Annotated in this window: 15 protein-coding genes; 8 read left to right on the top strand and 7 right to left on the bottom strand. The window is 72.1% G+C overall.

All coding sequences use genetic code 11. The annotated features are described in order from the left end of the window. Positions 1–23: 23 nt before the first annotated feature. Positions 24–2,087 carry a methyl-accepting chemotaxis protein gene (locus AC3IF1_RS02175; protein ID WP_243970091.1) on the bottom strand — a complete coding sequence of 688 codons (2,064 nt, stop codon included), beginning with the start codon at positions 2,085–2,087 and terminating at the stop codon, positions 24–26. Positions 2,088–2,445: 358 nt separating this feature from the next. Here AC3IF1_RS02175 and AC3IF1_RS02170 point away from each other — a divergent pair, with 358 nt between their 5' ends. Beyond that, positions 2,446–2,682 carry a hypothetical protein gene (locus AC3IF1_RS02170; RefSeq protein ID WP_489215490.1) on the top strand — a complete coding sequence of 79 codons (237 nt, stop codon included), beginning with the start codon at positions 2,446–2,448 and terminating at the stop codon, positions 2,680–2,682. Here AC3IF1_RS02170 and AC3IF1_RS02165 read toward each other — a convergent pair. Then, positions 2,664–3,170: a GNAT family N-acetyltransferase gene (locus AC3IF1_RS02165; protein ID WP_243970094.1), complete on the bottom strand. Its 507-nt coding sequence runs from the start codon at positions 3,168–3,170 to the stop codon at positions 2,664–2,666. The genes AC3IF1_RS02170 and AC3IF1_RS02165 overlap by 19 nt on opposite strands. A 707-nt stretch (positions 3,171–3,877) precedes the next feature. Here AC3IF1_RS02165 and AC3IF1_RS02160 point away from each other — a divergent pair. The 5 genes from AC3IF1_RS02160 to AC3IF1_RS02140 all read left to right on the top strand — a co-directional run bounded on the left by AC3IF1_RS02160 (position 3,878) and on the right by AC3IF1_RS02140 (position 9,508). Next, positions 3,878–5,044 carry a type III PLP-dependent enzyme gene (locus AC3IF1_RS02160; RefSeq protein ID WP_489215488.1) on the top strand — a complete coding sequence of 389 codons (1,167 nt, stop codon included), beginning with the start codon at positions 3,878–3,880 and terminating at the stop codon, positions 5,042–5,044. A gap of 226 nt (positions 5,045–5,270) precedes the next feature. Then, the gene (locus AC3IF1_RS02155) at positions 5,271–5,822 is read left to right on the top strand and encodes a GNAT family N-acetyltransferase (RefSeq protein ID WP_243970098.1); all 552 of its coding nucleotides are present in this window, start codon (positions 5,271–5,273) and stop codon (positions 5,820–5,822) included. A gap of 203 nt (positions 5,823–6,025) precedes the next feature. Then, a complete protein-coding gene (gene dgcN / locus AC3IF1_RS02150; protein ID WP_489215485.1) occupies positions 6,026–7,039 on the top strand; it encodes an N-acetyltransferase DgcN in 1,014 nt (337 codons plus the stop codon). A 1-nt stretch (position 7,040) separates the two neighbouring features. Beyond that, the gene (gene dgcA / locus AC3IF1_RS02145) at positions 7,041–8,024 is read left to right on the top strand and encodes an N-acetyl-D-Glu racemase DgcA (RefSeq protein ID WP_489215483.1); all 984 of its coding nucleotides are present in this window, start codon (positions 7,041–7,043) and stop codon (positions 8,022–8,024) included. Between the two features lie 434 nt (positions 8,025–8,458). After that, a complete protein-coding gene (locus tag AC3IF1_RS02140) occupies positions 8,459–9,508 on the top strand; it encodes a ketopantoate reductase family protein (protein ID WP_243970102.1) in 1,050 nt (349 codons plus the stop codon). A gap of 179 nt (positions 9,509–9,687) precedes the next feature. On the opposite strand, the gene AC3IF1_RS02135 is transcribed toward AC3IF1_RS02140, so the two are convergent. After that, positions 9,688–10,026 (bottom strand): DUF1491 family protein, encoded by a 339-nt coding sequence (locus AC3IF1_RS02135; RefSeq protein WP_489215480.1) that lies wholly within the window; start codon positions 10,024–10,026, stop codon positions 9,688–9,690. 477 nt (positions 10,027–10,503) lie between these two features. On the opposite strand from AC3IF1_RS02135, the gene AC3IF1_RS02130 reads away from it, so the two are divergent. Next, positions 10,504–11,637: an acyltransferase family protein gene (locus tag AC3IF1_RS02130; RefSeq protein WP_489215478.1), complete on the top strand. Its 1,134-nt coding sequence runs from the start codon at positions 10,504–10,506 to the stop codon at positions 11,635–11,637. A gap of 40 nt (positions 11,638–11,677) precedes the next feature. Here the strand turns inward: AC3IF1_RS02130 and AC3IF1_RS02125 are convergent, their stop codons facing one another. Both AC3IF1_RS02125 and gcvA read right to left on the bottom strand, forming a co-directional pair. Then, positions 11,678–13,822 (bottom strand): helicase-related protein, encoded by a 2,145-nt coding sequence (locus AC3IF1_RS02125; RefSeq protein ID WP_489215476.1) that lies wholly within the window; start codon positions 13,820–13,822, stop codon positions 11,678–11,680. Between the two features lie 146 nt (positions 13,823–13,968). Next, complete coding sequence (gcvA, locus tag AC3IF1_RS02120; protein WP_243970109.1) at positions 13,969–14,856, bottom strand: transcriptional regulator GcvA; 888 nt, start codon at positions 14,854–14,856, stop codon at positions 13,969–13,971. 93 nt (positions 14,857–14,949) lie between these two features. Between gcvA and AC3IF1_RS02115 the strand changes: the two genes are divergently transcribed. Next, complete coding sequence (locus AC3IF1_RS02115) at positions 14,950–16,182, top strand: MFS transporter (protein ID WP_489215474.1); 1,233 nt, start codon at positions 14,950–14,952, stop codon at positions 16,180–16,182. Between the two features lie 32 nt (positions 16,183–16,214). On the opposite strand, the gene AC3IF1_RS02110 is transcribed toward AC3IF1_RS02115, so the two are convergent. Both AC3IF1_RS02110 and AC3IF1_RS02105 read right to left on the bottom strand, forming a co-directional pair. Then, the gene (locus AC3IF1_RS02110; RefSeq protein ID WP_489215472.1) at positions 16,215–17,501 is read right to left on the bottom strand and encodes a methyl-accepting chemotaxis protein; all 1,287 of its coding nucleotides are present in this window, start codon (positions 17,499–17,501) and stop codon (positions 16,215–16,217) included. Between the two features lie 20 nt (positions 17,502–17,521). Beyond that, positions 17,522–17,785: a hypothetical protein gene (locus tag AC3IF1_RS02105; RefSeq protein ID WP_489215470.1), complete on the bottom strand. Its 264-nt coding sequence runs from the start codon at positions 17,783–17,785 to the stop codon at positions 17,522–17,524. Positions 17,786–17,787: the final 2 nt, after the last annotated feature.

Raw genomic sequence — 17,787 nt, 5'->3', positions numbered from 1 at the left:
TCGGCCCGGCGCCCGCGTGCCGGTCAGGCGGCCCGGACGGTGTCGAGGAAGCGGGCGACCTCGGCCTCGAGGTGCTCGGACTGGCGCGACAGCGCCGAGGCGGCGTCGAGGACCTGGCCCGCCGCCCGGCCGGTCTCCTCGGCGGTCCCGGCGACGCCCACGATGGTGCTGGTCACCGCGCCGGTGCCCTGCGCCGCCTGGCCGACGTTGCGCACGATCTCCTGGGTGGCCGCGCCCTGCTCCTCCACCGCCGCCGCGATCGAGGTCGCCACGCCGTTGATCTCCTGGATGCGGGTCGTGATCGCGCCGATCGCCGACACGGCCTGGGCCGTCGAGCCCTGGACCCGGGCGATCTGCCCGGCGATCTCCCCGGTGGCCTTGGCGGTCTGCTCGGCCAGCGCCTTCACCTCGGAGGCGACCACCGCGAAGCCGCGGCCCGCCGCGCCGGCGCGGGCCGCCTCGATCGTGGCGTTGAGCGCCAGCAGGTTGGTCTGGCCGGCGATCGACGAGATCAGCCCGACCACGTCGCCGATCCGGCTGACGGCGCTGTTCAGCTCCTGCACCAGGGCGCCGGTCTGGTCGACCTGGTCGGCCGCGGCCTTCGCGAGGTCCGCCGAACCCTCGACCTGACGGCCGATCTCCCGGACCGAGGTGCCGAGCTCCTCGGCCGCCGCCGCGACTGTGTTGACGTTGCTGGAGGCTTGCTCGGCGGCGGCCGCCACCGTGGTGGACCGGCTGGCGGTCTCGGCCGCGACGCCGCTCATGGTCCGCGCCGTCGCCTGCAGCGCGGTGGCCGCGTCGGCGACGCGGCCGATGATGCTCCCGATCGTCCGCTGAAAGCCCTCGGCCATCTCGCGCATCCCGGCCTTGCGCTGCGCGTCGGTGGCCCGCCGCGCCTGCTCGGCCTGCGCCTCCAGGGCACGGGTGCGAAGCAGGTTGTCCTTGAAGACCTGGACGGCCGCGGCCATCGCGCCGATCTCGTCGCGGCGGTCCCGGAAGGGCACCTCGGCGGTGGCGTCCCCGTCCGCCAGCGCCCGCATCGTCGCGGTCATCCGTCCGATCGGCCGCAGAACCCCGCGGAAGACCGCGAGCAGGCCCAGGCCGACGAGCAGGAGCGAGGCGAGCAACGCCCCGGCATTGCGCAGCAGCGCCGCTTCGGCCTGGCCTTGGAGCGTGCCGGCGCGGGTGATCAGCTCGTCGAGGGCGACAGAGGCGAGGTCCACGATCGTCTGCTGGTCGGCGGTGTTGCGCGTCCGCGATTCCAAGAGGGTGATGCCGGGCGGCGTGTGCTGACTGAACGCATCGAACAAGGCCTGACGGCGCGCCAGGGTCGGCCCCTCGAAATTATGGGCCTTGGCGCTCTGCATCGCGGCCCGGACGGTCTCGGAGATCTCCGACGCACTTGCGGCCACGCGCTGCCACGCCGCCTCCATCCGGCCGAGTTCCCTGGACGCGGCCATGGACTCGGCCAGGGACCACGACGTGCCGGCCGCGAGGGTCGACTGGATGCGCGTGCCGACATCCCCGCTCGCCATGCGCAGCGCCCAGGCGGCGCGCTTGATCGTGAGGTTCCGGCGCAGGACCGGGTCGGACAGGGGAATCGCGGCATCGACGGCGTCGGCGGTGGCGCCGAGGGCGTCGAGCATCGCCTGCCAGGCCGTCCGGGTATCGGCCGGCAGGGCCGCCGCGCGCTGCGCCTTGGGGAGGCGGATGCCCTGGGCGAGGCGGGGGCGCAGGGCCGCGAGCGCCGCCCGGGCCGCCTGGAGCTCGCCGAGCGGTACCGTGACGGAGGGCAGATCCTGGTCCCGCAGGAGCGTCGCGATGTGCACGACGGCGCTGTCGACCCGCTGGTCATTCGTCTCGAAGTCGGACACCGACGCGGCATCGAGGGGCGTTTCGCTGGCGTTGCCCTGAAGGGCGATGCCGCGCGCGAGGCGCGTCGCCAGCAGACCCTGGAGCGCGGTGCGGCTCACCTGCGTCAGGGTCCCGACCCTGGCCGCCTCCCGGGCTTGTCCATGCACCTCCATCAGCGCGATCGTCGCGTAGCTCAGCACGATGAGGCCCATCGCGCTCAGGACGAGGCACATCGTCGTGCGGATCGAAACTCCTTTTGGAAGACGCATGTTCAGACCTCGACGCAAGGGCGCATTGAAATTGAATTCGGCACTCTGTTAGCACACAGTGGTTGTCGCTTCGTTCATATTGTGCAAAGAGTTGAAATACCAGCGTAGCACGATGTCTAAACAAAGCATAGCGTTTTGCGTTCTGATCGTAAATTGCAGTACATACTTCAAGTATCCGGAATTTATATTGATATCCAGCAATTGAGATCAGTATTATTGATCCAAAGCCCTTTGCATCCGTAAGGCGGCGGATGTTCCGCCCTTCCGCGGATGAACAATCCTGCAGCGTCCGTGCCGCGCCGTGGTGGCGGCCGAGGTGAAGATGCTGGCCGAACAGACCGCGAAGGCCACGCACGACAGCGCCGCCCGGGTCGCCGGGATCCGGGAGGGCACGCGGCGCGCGGTCGGCGCCAACGAGACGGTGTCCGGCCTGATGGCGGCGATCCTGACGGCGGCCGCCGGCGCGATCGCCCGCAGCGGGCTCGCCATTGCGCGCACTGTGCGTTCCCAGGCGCCGGAGATCGACGCGCGGACCCGGTGCTACAGCGCGCGCTCGTAGCGCCACGCCTCCATGCCGTCCTCGTAATAGTCGGGACGCACCGCGAAGCGGACATAGCCCCGGCGCTCGTAGAGGCGGATGCCGGCGCCGTTGTCGGCCCGTACTTCCAGCCGCAGGCGGTCGCAGCCATGGGCCCGGGCCTGCGCCTCGGCGGCGTCGAGGATCTTTCCGCCGAGCCCGAGGCCGCCGCGGTTCGGCGCGACCGCGATCGAGGCCAGGCGGGCGATGCGGCTGCCGCGCCGCCGCTCCAGCACCGCGGCGCCGACGAGCACCGGATCCGGGGCGCCGTCCGGCACGTCGAGCAGGGCCGCCAGGACGTCCATGGTCGGCGACAGGATCGCGTGGCGGATCGCCCGGCGCTCGGCCCGGTCGGTGGCGAAGGCGGCGTGTTCCAGGGCGACGAGGGCGTCGAGGTCGGCGAGCGTGGCGGCGCGGATCACCGGCTCCGGGAGATCGACGGCGACCGCGTGGCGGATCGGGGCGCTCACGCCCGCGCCGTCGCGGTGGATCTGCTCGCCCCGCCCATCGCTCACCCGCCTGCATACGCCACGCTCGCCGTCAGATGCCCGCTTCCGCCCCGCTTGGGAAGCCCGCCCGGCCCCCCGGGATGCGCCGTTTTTGCAACGGGCGGCCCGGGGGGTGGATTTCCGGCTGAAAAGCGGCTGCTGCAGGTTGTATTGCCCTTGCCGATACGGGGGCGGCCCCGTATATGCCGCTTGCCCAATTTCGCACGTGCCTGTGGCCGCGTGTCGGTTGGTGGGCATCCGGTCAACTGCCGGACAGCCGCCAGGGGTCTTAAAGGATCGATGGTCGCAAGGGTGGATCCCTACGGCCGGCATCCAGGTGGCAACACCGGACCCCGACAACAACCGGCAGCCGGAGGCGAAACCGGCGAACCCCGCTCTCCACGGGGGACGCAGCTTAAAGCAACGACGAACGGGCTTTTTTGGTCTCGTCGGCCCTCCAAAGGCCGGCACCGAAGAGGCTTGTTTCTCTTTGCCCGGCGTGCGGTGGGGGTCCTCCCTTCCAATCCACGGCAGCTTCCGGGTGCCCTGCGCCCGCACGGATGCACGCGTCTCCACACCGCGTGAGTCTGCGCGACGCTTCGCCCCCTGACGCCGGCGGCCTGTCAGGCCGTCACCTTCGACAGCGCGCCCCGCGAAGGGCGCACGCGAACCCGTGCCGGGAGACGACCATGACCGACCGCATCCGTGACTACCTGCGCGTGCGCCGCGACCTCGGTCAGGACGAGGGGCCCGTGATGGTCCTCGACCTCGATGTCGTGCGCGACAACTACACCGCCTTCGCCCGCGCCCTGCCGGATACCCGCGTGTTCTACGCCGTGAAGGCGAACCCGGCCCCCGAGGTGCTGCGCCTGCTCGCCGAGATGGGCTCCTGCTTCGACACCGCCTCGGTGGCCGAGATGGAGATGGTGCTCGCCGCCGGCGCCACCGCCGACCGGATCTCCTTCGGCAACACCATCAAGAAGGAGCGCTGCATCGGCCGCGCCCTCGCGCTCGGCATCCGCCTGTTCGCGGTCGATTGCCAGGCCGAGGTCGAGAAGATCGCCCGGGCCGCCGAGACCGTGGGCGTGCCGGCCGCCGAGGTGCGGGTGTTCTGCCGCATCCTGTGCGACGGCGCCGGCGCCGACTGGCCGCTGTCGCGCAAGTTCGGCTGCGTGCCCGAGATGGCCGCGGACGTGCTGGAGCACGCCCATCGCCAGGGGCTCGAGGCCTACGGCATCTCGTTCCACGTCGGCTCGCAGCAGGGCAACACCGAGGCCTGGGACGGGGCGCTCGGCTCCGCGGCGGCGGTGTTCCACGAGTGCGCGGAGCGCGGCATCGGCCTGTCGATGGTCAATCTCGGCGGCGGCTTCCCCACCCAGTATCTCAAGGCGGTCCCGGGGGTGGAGAGCTACGGCGAGGCGATCTTCCGCGGCCTGACCAAGCATTTCGGCAACCGGATCCCCGAGACGATCATCGAGCCGGGCCGCGGCATGGTCGGCAATGCCGGCCTGATCGAGGCCGAGGTGGTGCTGGTGTCGAAGAAGTCCGCGCAGGCCGACGAGGTGCGCTGGGTCTATCTCGACATCGGCAAGTTCGGCGGGCTGGCCGAGACCATGGACGAGGCGATCCGCTACCCGATCCGCACCGCGCGGGACGGGGAGCAGACCGAGCCCTGCGTCATCGCCGGGCCGACCTGCGACTCGGTGGACGTGCTCTACGAGCGGCAGCTCTACCCGCTGCCGGTCTCGCTCTCGATCGGCGACAAGGTGCTGATCGAGGGGGCAGGCGCCTACACCACCACCTACGCGGCGGTGGCCTTCAACGGCTTCCCGCCCCTCCAGCAGATCGTGATCTGATCGCGCCGGCCGCCCGGGATGCTCCGGGCGGCCTCCATCCAGGACCGTTCCCGGTGGGTGGGCCGCGGCAGGGTGTGGACGCACGGATTCCGTTCGTCCGGAACCATCCTGCGGTCATGCGGCGTTAAGGGCCGCCGTCGCTTCTCAGGACGCGACGGCCAGGCCCGATGGCCTGCCGAGACGATCCATCGCTTCTCCCGCATGCCGGCCCGGGGAGGGCACAGCCATGATCGAGATCCGCGCGGAGCACGGCCACGACGTCCCGGCGCGTGAGCGCCTGCTCGACGCGTGCTTTGCCGGCAATCGACGTGCCAAGACTTCGGAGCGTCTGCGCGAGGGACGGCTGCCGGCCCGCGGCCTCGCCTTCGCGGCGACCCGCGCCGGCCGGCTCGTCGGCACCCTGCGGCTGTGGCATGTCGAGGCCGGGCTCGCCCGGCCGGCGCTGCTGCTCGGGCCGCTCGCGGTCGATCCGGCGATCCAGGGCCAGGGGCTCGGCTCGGTGATGATGCAGGCCGCGCTGGGCCGGGCGGAGGCCCTCGGCCACGGCGCCGTGCTGCTGGTCGGCGATGCGCCCTACTACGCCCGCTTCGGCTTCGCGGGGGCGCTGGCGGAGGCGCTGACCCTGCCGGGGCCGTTCGAGCGCGCGCGCTTCCTCGGGCTCGAACTGCGTCCGGGTGCGCTGGCGGGGGCCGAGGGCATGGTCCGGCCGACGGGCGTCCTCGCCCCGGTCGAGCGGGTGGCGGACGAGGCCGCGGCCGGGCGACGACGCGCCGCCTGAGCGAGGCGTCCGCCTGCCGCCGGGATGAGGGCGGTCCGCCCGAGCGCGACCGCATCCCCAGCGGGGTCTCCGGCTCGGGCGCGGTGCCGGCATGCGCCGAATGGCGGCCCGGTCCACCGTCCTGGCCGCCATCGTGCATTGCGCCGGACGGGCCAGATCCCGCATAGACGGGGCGCCGGCCTCCCGAGAAGGTGTCCCGTCCGATGCAGATCGCCACGCCCTACCTGATGTTCCTGGGTGACGTGCCCGACACGCTGGCGGCCAAGACCGCCTACGGCATCAAGGACTGGCGCCCGGACTGGTGCATCGGCCAGATGCGGCTCCCGGGCTGCGCCGCCGATCTCGGCATCCCCGACATGACCCTGCCGGAGGCCCTGGCCAAGGGCTGCCGGACCCTGGTGATCGGCGTCGTCAACGCCGGCGGCGTGCTGCCCGACCATTGGGTAAAGGAGATCGTCGCGGCGATCGAGGCCGGCCTCGACGTGGCGAGCGGCCTGCACGTCAAGCTCGGCGCGGTGCCGGCCATCGCCGAGGCGGCGGCCCGGCGCGGCCGCCAGCTCCACGACGTGCGCCACACCGACGAGCGCTTCCCCACCGGCAAGGGCACGAAACGCGCGGGCCGGCGCCTGCTGACCGTGGGCACCGACTGCTCGGTGGGCAAGAAATACACCGTGCTGGCCCTGGAGCGGGGCATGCGCGAGCGCGGCCTCGACGCGGATTTCCGCGCCACCGGCCAGACCGGCGTGTTCATCTCCGGCCGGGGCGTGGCCATCGATGCCGTGGTGGCCGACTTCATCTCCGGCGCGGTCGAGACGATCTCGCCGGAGGCCGCCCCGCATCACTGGGACCTGATCGAGGGGCAGGGCTCGCTGTTCCACCCGTCCTTCGCGGGCGTGAGTCTCGGCCTGCTGCACGGCGCCCAGGCCGACGCCTTCGTGGTCTGCCACGAGCCGACCCGCACGACGATGCGCGGCGTGCAGCATCCGCTGCCGACGATCCGGCAGGTCATCGACCTCACCGTGCAGCTCGGCAGCCTGACCAACCCGGGGATCAAGCCGGTGGGCATCGCGGTGAACACGCAGGCGCTCGCCGAGGACGAGGCCCGGGCCCTCCTGGACACGCTCGGGTCCGAGCACGGCCTGCCCGCCACCGACCCGGTGCGCTTCGGCGTCGCCGGGCTGGTCGACCGGATCGTCGCCGACTTCCCGGAGGCCTGACATGGGCCGCCGCCTGAGCCTCTCGGTGGAGCGTTTCCCGATCGCCGGCGCCTTCACGATCTCCCGCGGCAGCCGCACCGAGATCGCCGTGGTGGTGGCCACCATCACGGACGAGAACGGCGTCGGGCGCGGGGAATGCGTGCCCTATCCCCGCTATGGCGAGAGCGTCGAGAGCGTGGTCGCGCTGATCGAGGGGCAGGGGGAAGCCATCGCGGCCGGGATCGGCCGGGACGAGCTGATGACGCGGATGAAGGCGGGGGCGGCGCGCAACGCCCTCGACTGCGCGCTGTTCGACCTGGAAGCCAAGCTCCAGGGCCGCCCGGCCTGGGCCATCGCCGGGCTGCCCGAACCCCGGCCGGCGATCACCGCCTACACGCTGAGCCTCGGCACGCCGGAGAGCATGGGCGAGGCCGCCCGCAAGGCCGCCCACCGGCCGCTCCTGAAGGTGAAGCTCGGCGGGACCGGGGACCCGGAGCGGATCGCCGCCGTCCGGGCCGGCGCGCCGGAGTCCCGGCTGATCGTCGACGCCAACGAGGCGTGGCGGCCGGAGACCGTGGAGGCCAACCTCGACGCCTGCCTGAGGGCCGGCGTCGCGCTGATCGAGCAGCCGCTGCCGGCCGACGCCGATGCGCTGCTCGCCGGGATCCCGCATCCGGTCCCGGTCTGCGCCGACGAGAGCCTGCACGACCGCGCCGGCCTCGACGCGCTCGCCGGGCGCTACGACGCGATCAACATCAAGCTCGACAAGACCGGCGGCCTGACCGAGGCGGTGCTGCTCGCCCGGGAGGCGAAGGGGCGGGGCCTCGCGATCATGGTCGGCTGCATGCTCGGCACCTCGCTCGGCATGGCGCCGGCGGCGCTCCTGGCCGAGGGGGCCGAGTTCGTGGATCTCGACGGTCCGCTGCTGCTCGCCCGCGACCGCGCGCCGCCGCTGCGCTACGAGGGCAGCCTGATGCATCCGCCGACGCCGGAACTGTGGGGATAGGGATCGCGCTGACCGGCGGATCAACCGGTCTGGGCACGGCCTCGATGACGGAGCGCCGCAGACCCCCTCTCCCGCACTGGAGAGGGGGCCGGTCGCGCTGCGTCATGAGCCGAGTGCCTTGAACGTGTGTCGCCCTTCGCCCGTGCGGGGAGGAGAGAACACCTCGGCCAGCGATCTGTGAACATCATAGCTCGTACGGGGGAGGGGACCCGCGCCGCGTTCTTTGCATCCGAGAGGCATCCGAGCGTCTCCGAACCCGCGTCTCCCATCGTCCGATCGGACATCGGAGCAGGTTGGGATCAGGTATACCAGAAGGCTTGCCTTCTCCCCGCCCCGCTGCCATCCATCGGTCAAGCGATGGGGCCGAGCGTCGACGCCCAGGACCCCGGCAGCCCGACAACAACAGCAAAACCAATATGCTGGGGAGGACCGACATGGCCAAGAACATCCTGATCCTGGGGGCCTCCTACGGCTCGCTCCTGGGCACCAAGCTCCTGATGGCCGGTCACAACGTGACCCTGGTCTGCCGCAGGAAGACCGCCGACCTGATCAACCGCGACGGCACCGAGGTCCGGATCAAGCTCCGCGACGAGAAGGAGCACCGGTCGATCCATTCGCGCGACCTGCCGGGCAAGGTCGACGCGATGCCGCCGGAGGACGTCGACGTGGCGCGCTACGACCTCGTCGGCCTCGCCATGCAGGAGCCGCAATACAACAACCACACGATCCGCGTGCTGATGATCAAGATCGCGGCAGCGAAGCTGCCGTGCCTGTCGATCATGAACATGCCGCCGCTGCCCTACCTCAAGCGGATCCCGGGGCTCGCCGCCATGGATCTCGAGGACGCCTACACCAATGCCGGCGTCTGGGACCGGTTCGAGCCGGGTCTGGTGACGCTCTGCTCCCCCGATCCGCAGGCGTTCCGGCCCCCGGAGGAGGAGGCCAACGTCCTCCATGTCGGGCTGCCGACGAACTTCAAGGCCGCGACCTTCGCGGACGAGGGCCACAACGCGCTGCTCCGGGAGCTCGAGGCCGATATCGACGCCGTCCGCCTCGACGGGCACGACGTGCCGGTGAAGCTCAAGGTGTTCGACTCGCTGTTCGTGCCGCTGGCGAAGTGGTCGATGCTGCTCACCGGCAATTACCGCTGCATCACCCCGGGCGAGCCGCAATCGATCCACGACGCCGTGCACGGCGATCTCGCCCGCTCGCGGGCGATCTACGAGCATGTCGACGGGATCGCCCGGAAGCTCGGTGCCGACCCGGCCGATCAGGTGCCGTTCGAGAAATACGCCAAGGCTGCCGAGAGCCTGCTGAAGCCGTCCTCGGCCGCCCGCGCGGTGGCGAACGGCGCCCCCTACATCGAGCGGGTCGATCTGCTGGTGAAGCTGATCTCGCATCAGCTCGGCGAGCCCAGCGCCGAGATCGACCGCACGGTCGCGACCGTCGACCGCAAGCTCGACGAGCGCATCATCGAGGGCTGACGGATCCCGTCGCGTGCGGGCCGGGCGCGACGCCGAGCGGTGTCGCGCCATCCACTCCGTCATCACGAGCGCAGCGAAGTAACCTGGGGCGAAGTAACCTGGGGCGGCCCGACACCGGTCGCCGGGGTGCCACGGGATCGCTTCGCTGGACGCGCAGAGGCGGTCAGCGGGCCTTCATATCACTCCGCCAAGTCCAGGAAATGGCGGCCCTGGCGGTCGTCGATCTCGACGATCCAGAGGTCGGAATCGAATCGGATCTCCTTGGTCAGGCGCTCCTCCACGTCGAGCGGGCTGCCGCCGGTGACGATGGCGGCGAAGCGGCGATCCCCGCTCTCCTCCGCCTCGAACAGGGCCTGGGGCGCCGGCCCGTAGAGATCGGCGCTGCCGTCGAGGCGGTCGACCTTCACGAAGATCGCCCCCGCCTCCGGCGAACCGCGCCGGCGCAGCACCGCCGGGACGCCCGCGACGCCGAGGCGGCGCAGATGGGCCGAGACCCAGAAATCGGAGCGCAGGCGCATGCGGCGTTAGACCTTTCGAGATGCCGGTTCCGGCGCGGTGACCAACGCCCCAGCGGCGATGGATCGGCCTGCACCGCGGGACGCGACGCGGGGCCGCGTCCGGGGGGCGACGAGAGTCACACAACGTCCGCCGCGTGTCTCCCTCTCCCCGCACGCCTACGGGCTACACAGGTTCAAGGCACGCGGCTCATGACGCGGCGCGACAGGCCCTCTCTCCCGTGCAGAAGAGGGGGGGGGCCTGTCGCGCCGTCCCGAACCGATCTGCGAGCATCGTCGCCCCCCGGTCGGGGCCGGTCCCGTATCCCGCCCGCGATGCGATCGATGGACGGGATCTCGCCCGGCGCTCTTAACCGTCCCGATACAGTTTCGGGGATGAACATCGATTCGCCCGTCACGGTGCAGGGAACCGATTTACTGTGCCCGGACCGGTTCGCTGCCCACGATGCAGCCCGACCCTCCGGTTGCACGGGTGGAGCGATGCGCGGCACACGGCTCGGCTATATCGATACGATCCGCGGCCTGGCCGCCCTGGCGGTCATCTACTTCCACGTCGCCGATCACCTGCTGAAGACCGGCCAGGCAGGGGCGGGGATCGAGTCGGTCCTGTTCGTGGCGCTCACGCAGTGGATCGATCTCGGGAAGGTGGCGGTGGTGATGTTCTTCGCCGTCTCCGGCTTCGTGGTCCCCTACTCGCTCGACGGGCGCAGCCGGACCCCCGTCCGGGACTTCGCGATCAGCCGGTTCTTCCGCCTCTATCCGGTCTACTGGCTCTCGATTCCGCTCGGGATCTACGCCTTCTACGTCGTGCCGGGCCGCGGCATCCCGGTGGCGACCGTGCTGGCCAACCTGACGATGCTCCAGCAATTCGCCGGGATCGAGAACGTCATCGGCCTGTACTGGACCCTGCAGATCGAGCTGATCTTCTACGGCCTCTGCGTGCTGCTGTTCTGCGCCGGGCTCCTCCAGCGGACGCGCGGCGTCGCCGGCGCCGCCGTGGCGATGCTGGGCGCGGCCATCCTCATGGCGGTCGCCCGCCACCAGCTCGGCAAGGCCCTCCCGGTGGCGCTCCCCCTCGCCCTGGCGATCATGCTCTGGGGAACCCTCTGGCGCCGCTGGCACGTCGAGGGGCAGGCGGAGGCGCGGCGCGCCGCCCTCGGCGTCCTGGCCCTGATCGTTCTCGCCGTCCCGGTCGTCTCGGTGCTGGCCTACGGGCGCGATCTCGGATTCGGCGAGACGTGGTACCGCTACACCGCCACCTACTGGGCGGCCCTCGGGCTGTTCGCCCTGATGACCACGCGCGGCCGGATCGAGGCGCCGGTCTTCGCCTGGCTGGGGGCGCTGAGCTACGGCCTCTACCTGTTCGGCCCGATCGCGCAGGAGGCGGTGAGCGCCGCCGCCCGGTCCGTGGGGCTCACGGGCCACGGCCACGCGCTGATCGCCGCGGCGATGCTGGTGGCCGTGGCCTGCGCGGCGCCGGTCCATCGCTTCGTCGAGCGGCCCAGCATCCGCCTCGGCCGGCGCCTCATCGCGGACCTCCACCGGGACCGGGCCGCCGGGGCCGTATCACCGTCCCCCGCGGGGGCTTCGTCCCGCGTCGGGACGGCGTCCTGACCGGGTCTCGCGTCGGAACCCCGCGCGCCGCAGCCGTCGGTCACCGCGCCCCGGCGCTGCGGCGGGTGCGCCGTTCCGCCTTGCGGGTCGCGGTCTCCCGCAGGTGCTGCTCGATGGCGTCGTTGGCCCGGCCGCGCATGTGCCGGATCGCCTCCACGTCGTCGAAGGTCTCGGGGAAGCGCCGCGACAGCCAGAGATAGGCGCTCGCGAGCTTCACGGTCCGCTCCTGGTAGTCGAGGGCGCCGGTGAGGTTCCCCCGCAGCGCCGGCACCGTCTGGCCGCCCGCCCGCGCCTGACACCAGCGCTCCAGCAGGCCCATGGCGATCTCGTCGCGCCGGTTGATCGGGCAGACCGAGAAGGCGAACTTCTCCTCGATCGGCAGCCGCGCCCGGTCGACCGTGCGGGCGACCTCCAGCACCTCCTCCAGGGCCGAGGGCTGGAACGGCGAGCCCGCGTAGAAGGTCGCCCGGGCGAAATGCGTCAGCACCTCGTGGAGGCTGTGCGTGCGCATCTCCGCGGCCACCGAGCGGATCGCCCCGAGATCCGGGCGGACATAGAAGCGCGTGTCGGCCGCCGGCGCCGTGGGCGCCCCCGACAGGGCGGTCCGGATCGGCTCGACGGCGACGGGGTCGGTCGCCGCCACGTAGCCGACATCCTGGTGGCCGTAGCGGCCCGCCCGGCCGGCGATCTGCCGGATCTCGGAATGGGTGAGCGCCCGCTCGGCGCTCCCGTCCCACTTGCGCACCGCCGAGAACACGACCCGCTTGAGCGGCCCGAGGTTGAGCCCCATGCCGATCGCGTCGGTGGTGACCAGCACGTCGGCCTCGCCCGCGCGGAAGCGGGCGGCCTCGGCCCGGCGGACCTCCGGCGACAGGGCGCCGTAGATCGTCGCCACCCGGTGGCCCCTGGCCACCAGGATCTCGCGGTTCTCGTGCACCGCCCGGCGGGAGAAGGCCACGACCGCGTCGCCGGGCTCGACCTTCTCCAGGGGCACCGGCGCCTCCAGCAGGAGCAGCGGCGACTTGCGGGTGAAGGGGATCACCTCCAGGGATTCGTTGGCCGCCTCCGCGGCGCGGCGGACATACGACAGGGCGTCGTCGGAGCCGCAGACGATCACGGTCCGGGCGGCGACGCCGAACAGGGCGTTGCTCCAGGCCCAGCCCCGGTCGGGATCCGACAGCATCTGGATCTCGTCGATCACCGCCACGTCGATCGGCCGGGTCAGGTCGGCGGTCTCGATGGTGCGGGCGGTGTGGGTCGGATCGGGCTCGCCCAGCACCTCCTCGCCGGTGATCATGCCGGCGCGCAGGCCCCGCTCGCGCAGGGCCTCGTAGTTCTCCAGCGCCAGGAGCCGCAGCGGCGCGAGGTAGGCGCCGGTCTCCGCCGCCGTCAGGTGCTGGAGCGCCACGTAGGTCTTGCCGGAATTGGTCGGCCCCATGTGGAACAGGATTTTCCGGTTGAGGCGCCGGGCGGCGGTGAACCGCTCGATATAGGCGCCGAAGCCGACCTGATCGCGCAGGCGGCGCAGGCGCGAGCCCTCGCGGGCCACCGCCTTGGCGTGCCGGCGCACGGGGGTGAGCGTGTCGTTCAGGGCACGGGCGAGCTTCGGGCCGTAGGTGAACACCCGGGACCGAAGCGACCGGTCCATATGGGCGATGTAGGCGGCGGCATCCGCCCCGACCTCGCGCAGGTCGACGAGGATCTGCGCCCGCAGCCCGTCCACGGGCTTGTGCAGGGCGCGGACCGCCTGGAGCGCGGTCTGCGCCACGGCGGCGCGCAGGGCCTCCAGGCGATGCGCCGGGTCGTTCCGGGCCGCCATCCGGGCGAGGATCTCGGCCGCCTCCGGGTCGGGGGCGATGTCGAGCCGCAGGTCCAGGCGGCCGTTGTCGAGGAGCGGGATCTCGGTCCGGATCAGCCACGTGATCCGGTGGTCCTTCGTGACGACGGCCCGCAGGGCGGGAATCGCCCTCCGGACCGCCGGGACCCCGGTCTCGGCGAAGACCCGGGCCGCCCGCATCGCGCGCAGCGCCCCGGCGACCCGCGCGTCCTCCACCTCCGCGCCGTAGTCGGGCAGTTCGAGATGGGCGAGCAGCCGGTCGAGATCGACGGCGTCCGGCGACAGGCCGAGCCGCCCCAGGGATTCGATCAGGCTGTCGATCGTCGGGCGGAGACGCTTGCGCGCCATGCGGTCACCTCTGGCAGCGGCGTCTCACGCCAACCCGGACGTGGTCGGGGGCGTTCCGAGCGCCACCATGCGCCGGGACGCGCCGGCGCGCCACGCCGGATTCGCCGCCGCTCCGGGTCGCTTCGCTGCGCGCGCGAGGACGACCCTCATGGCCGCCGGGCCGCTTCGGCGAGCCACCCGCAGAAGGCCCGGACCGCCGGATCCTCCGCCCGGGGCTCCGGGACGTAGGTGTAGTAGCTCCGCGCCGGCAGCGCCGGGCCGGCGAAGGGCAGGGTCAGACGGCCGGCCGCCACGTCGTCGGCGATCAGGCGCTCGGGACCCATGGCGACCCCGAGCCCGTCGAGGGCGGCCTGGAGCGTCAGGTAGAAATGCTCCAGCGTCACCGAGGCCTGGGGCTCCAGGTCCGGCACCCCCGCCGCCCGCAGCCAGTCCGGCCAGACCCGCGGCAGCGTCGCCGCGTGCAGGAGCGTGTGCCGGGCGAGCTGTTCCGGCGTCGCGAGGGGGAGGCGCCGCAGCAGTGCCGGGCTGCAGACGGGGATGCGCCGCTCCGAGAGGAACGGCTCGGCGACGTGGCCCGGGCGCGCGTCCGGGCCGCCCCGGATCGCCACGTCGAACGGGTCCGTCAGCTGCGCCAGGGGCACGTTGGAAGTGGTCAGTCGTACCTCGATCGCCGGGTTGGCCCGCTGGAACCCGGACAGGCGCGGGATCAGCCAGCGCAGGGTGAAGGTCGCCAGCGCGTTGACGTGCAGCAGGCGCGGGCGGCCCCGCTCCGCCTGCCGGGCGGTGGCGAGGGCGATCCGGTCGAGGGCGGCGCCGATCTCGGCGGCGTAGGCGGTGCCGGCCTCGGTGAGGACGACGCGCCGGTTGTGGCGCTCGAAGAGCGGCAGCCCCAGCCAGGCCTCGAGCATCTGCACCTGCCGGCTCACCGCCCCGTGGGTGACGTGCAGCTCGTCCGCCGCGCGGGTGAAGCTGCCGTGGCGGGCGGCGGCCTCGAAGGCCTTCACGGCGTTGAGCGGCGGCAGGCGGCGATGCACAGGTCAGGTTTCCTCACGCGAGCGTCAGCATAAGTCGTTTGTCAGGCGCGAACCAGGCGGCCATCCTGCGACGCCAGCACGGATGGTGACAGGATGTCCTTCGCGTCGGACCGGACCGCGTCCCCCGATCACGCCCGCCCGCAGGAGGCCCGCCAGACCCTCGCGGTCACGGGGCTCAACCACGCCCTGCACGACGGCTACACGGATCTCATCTACGTGCTGCTGCCGGTCTGGCAGGCGGAGTTCGGCCTCGACTACGCCGCCCTCGCGCTGCTGCGCTCCCTCTACAACGGCGCGCTGGCGGCGCTGCAGATGCCGGCGAGCCGCCTCGCCCAGTCCCTCGGGGCGCGGACCGTCCTGGCGCTCGGCACCCTGCTTAGCGCCGGGGGCTACGCCGTCGCGGGTGCCTCGGGCGGCCTAGTCGGCCTCGGCGCCGGATTGCTGCTCGGCGGTGCCGGCAGCAGCACCCAGCACCCCCTGGCCTCGGCGGTGATCGCCCGGGCCTACGGCCCTGGGGCGCGGGGGCCGCTGGGCACCTACAATTTCACCGGCGATCTCGGGAAGGCGGCGGTTCCGCCCCTGGTCGGGATCCTGCTGACCCAGTCGGGCTGGCGGCACGCGCTCTGGGCGGTCGCCGCCGCGGGGGTGGTGGTGGCGCTCGCCGTCGTGCGCCTGCTGCCACGTGATCCGGCCTCACGCGGTCCCGCGCCCGGCACGGCCGTCCGGACGGCCGTGCCCGCCGATTCCGGGGCGGCCGGCGGCGGCGGCTTCAGGCTGCTGGTCGCCATCGGCATGCTCGACAACGCCGCGCGCCCGGCCTTCCTGATCTACCTGCCGTTCCTGATGCAGGAGAAGGGCGCGGCGCTGACCACGGTGGGCCTCGCGCTCGCCCTGGTTTTCGTCGGCGGTGCCCTCGGCAAGGCGATCTGCGGACGCGTCGGGGCGCGCCTGGGCGTGACCCGCACCGTGATCCTCACCGAGACCGGGACCGCCCTGACGATCCTGGCGGTAATCGCGCTGCCGCTCGCCCCCGTGCTGCTCCTGCTCCCGGTCCTGGGCGTGATGCTGAACGGCACCTCGTCGGTGCTCTACGGGACCGTGCCGGAACTGGCCCCGGGGGGCCGCGTCGAGCGGGCCTTCGCGGTGTTCTACACCTGGACCCTCGGCGGCAGCGCGCTGGCGGCGCCGCTGCTCTACGGGCGGCTCGGCGACGCGGCCGGGCCGCACTGGGCGGCGGTCGCGGCGGCCGCGACGGCTCTGGCCGCGGTGCCGCTCATGCTGGCCCTGGCGCCGCGCCTCCGGGTGGCGCCCGCGCGACGGCCCTGATCGGCGCGATCCGGCGCCGGTCCCGATCGGCTTCAGGCGGCCCGAATCCGCCCGAGGAAGTCGTGGACGGCGGTGCCGAGACGCTCGGCATGGGTCGACAGCTGCAGCGCCGCGTTCAGGACCCCGTCGGCGGCCGAACCGCGCGCGCCCGCGTTCGACGCGATCTGCCCGATATTGTGCGTGACGTCCCCGGTGCTCGAGGCGGCCTGTCCGATCGTGCGGACGATCTCCTGCGTGGCGGCCTGTTGCTCCTCCACGGCGGCGGCGATCGAGGTCGTGGTCGTGTCGATCTCCCGGATGCGGCCGGCGACGCCGCCGATCGCCGCCACCACGCGCTGCGTGGCCGCCTGCATCTGGCTGATCTGCGTGGTGATCTCCTCCGTGGCCTTGGTGGTCTGGCCCGCCAGCTCCTTCACCTCCGCGGCGACGACCGAGAAGCCCCGGCCGGCCTCGCCGGCCCGCGCCGCCTCGATCGTGGCATTGAGCGCCAGCAGGTTCGTCTGGCTGGCGATCGACGAGATCACCGCGATGACGGTCCCGATCTTCGAGGCGGCCGCATCGAGGTCCGTGATCAGGCCCGTCGCCTGCTCGGCCTCCGTCACCGCGGTGCGGGCGAGCCGCGCGGAGCCGTCGACCTGCTGGCCGATCTCCGAGACGGACGACCCGAGCTGCTCGGCCGCCGATGCGACGATGCCGACGTTGTCCGACGTCTGCGTGGCCGCCTTCGCGACCTCGCCGGTGCGCTGCGTGTCCTGCTCGGCGAAGCCCGTCATCCGACGCGCGACGGCCTCCATCTCCGCCGCCGCCGCCGACAGGGCGGCGACCACCGACGACGCGTTCGCATCGAACTCGGCGATCAGCGCCTCGAGCTGCCGCGAGCGCAGCGTGCTGGAGTGAAGCGCCTCGACCTCGGCATGGATGTCGACGAGGGAGCCGCAGGCCCGCTGCGCGACGCCGGCCCGATCGAACGCGACGCCGCCCGTCGCGCGGAACCAGCGATACGTGCCGTCGGGCATCCGCAGCCGGTACTTGACGTCGTACGCGCCCCGGTTCGTGACGTTCTTGAGCGCGGCACCGAAGGCCGCGAAGGTCGGGCCGGCATCGTCGGGATGCAGGCGGCTCGACCAGGACTCCATCGTGTTCGGATACTCCGCCTCCGATTTGTAGCCGACCAGCCGGCGGAATTCGGCGCTCCACGTCCAGCGGCTCTTGGGATGCGCGGGATCACCGTTGTGCAGGATCGCGTCCCACAGGCCGACCCCGGAATGGACCTGGAGCAGCGCGAGCAGTTCCGACGTGTCCCGACGCTTTGCAAACATTTTCCGCCCCTCGATAGTGATCAATCGTCGGTGCACTTGCCGTATTCCGGCGTCGATTTTATTTTTGATCGATTAATCGAGATATCTTTTTCATTTGTGATGGAAATTTGAGGATGTGATTTCGCTTTTAGCCAGTTAAACATTGGGTATGATGCAAGATCTGCTATCACACGATTCCCTGTTGCGGAAGCGTTGCGGCCCGGGCCGGAGGGCGTGGCGGGCCGGCCGAAACGCCGTTCGGCTATGCCCTCCGGACGTACCGTCGGAGCCGTTTCGCTCGGCACCA

The sequence above is a fragment of the Methylobacterium sp. E-012 genome (genome assembly GCF_057836545.1).
The sequence above is the reverse complement of the archived record's forward strand: the minus strand, read 5'-3'. Positions and strand labels throughout refer to the sequence as shown.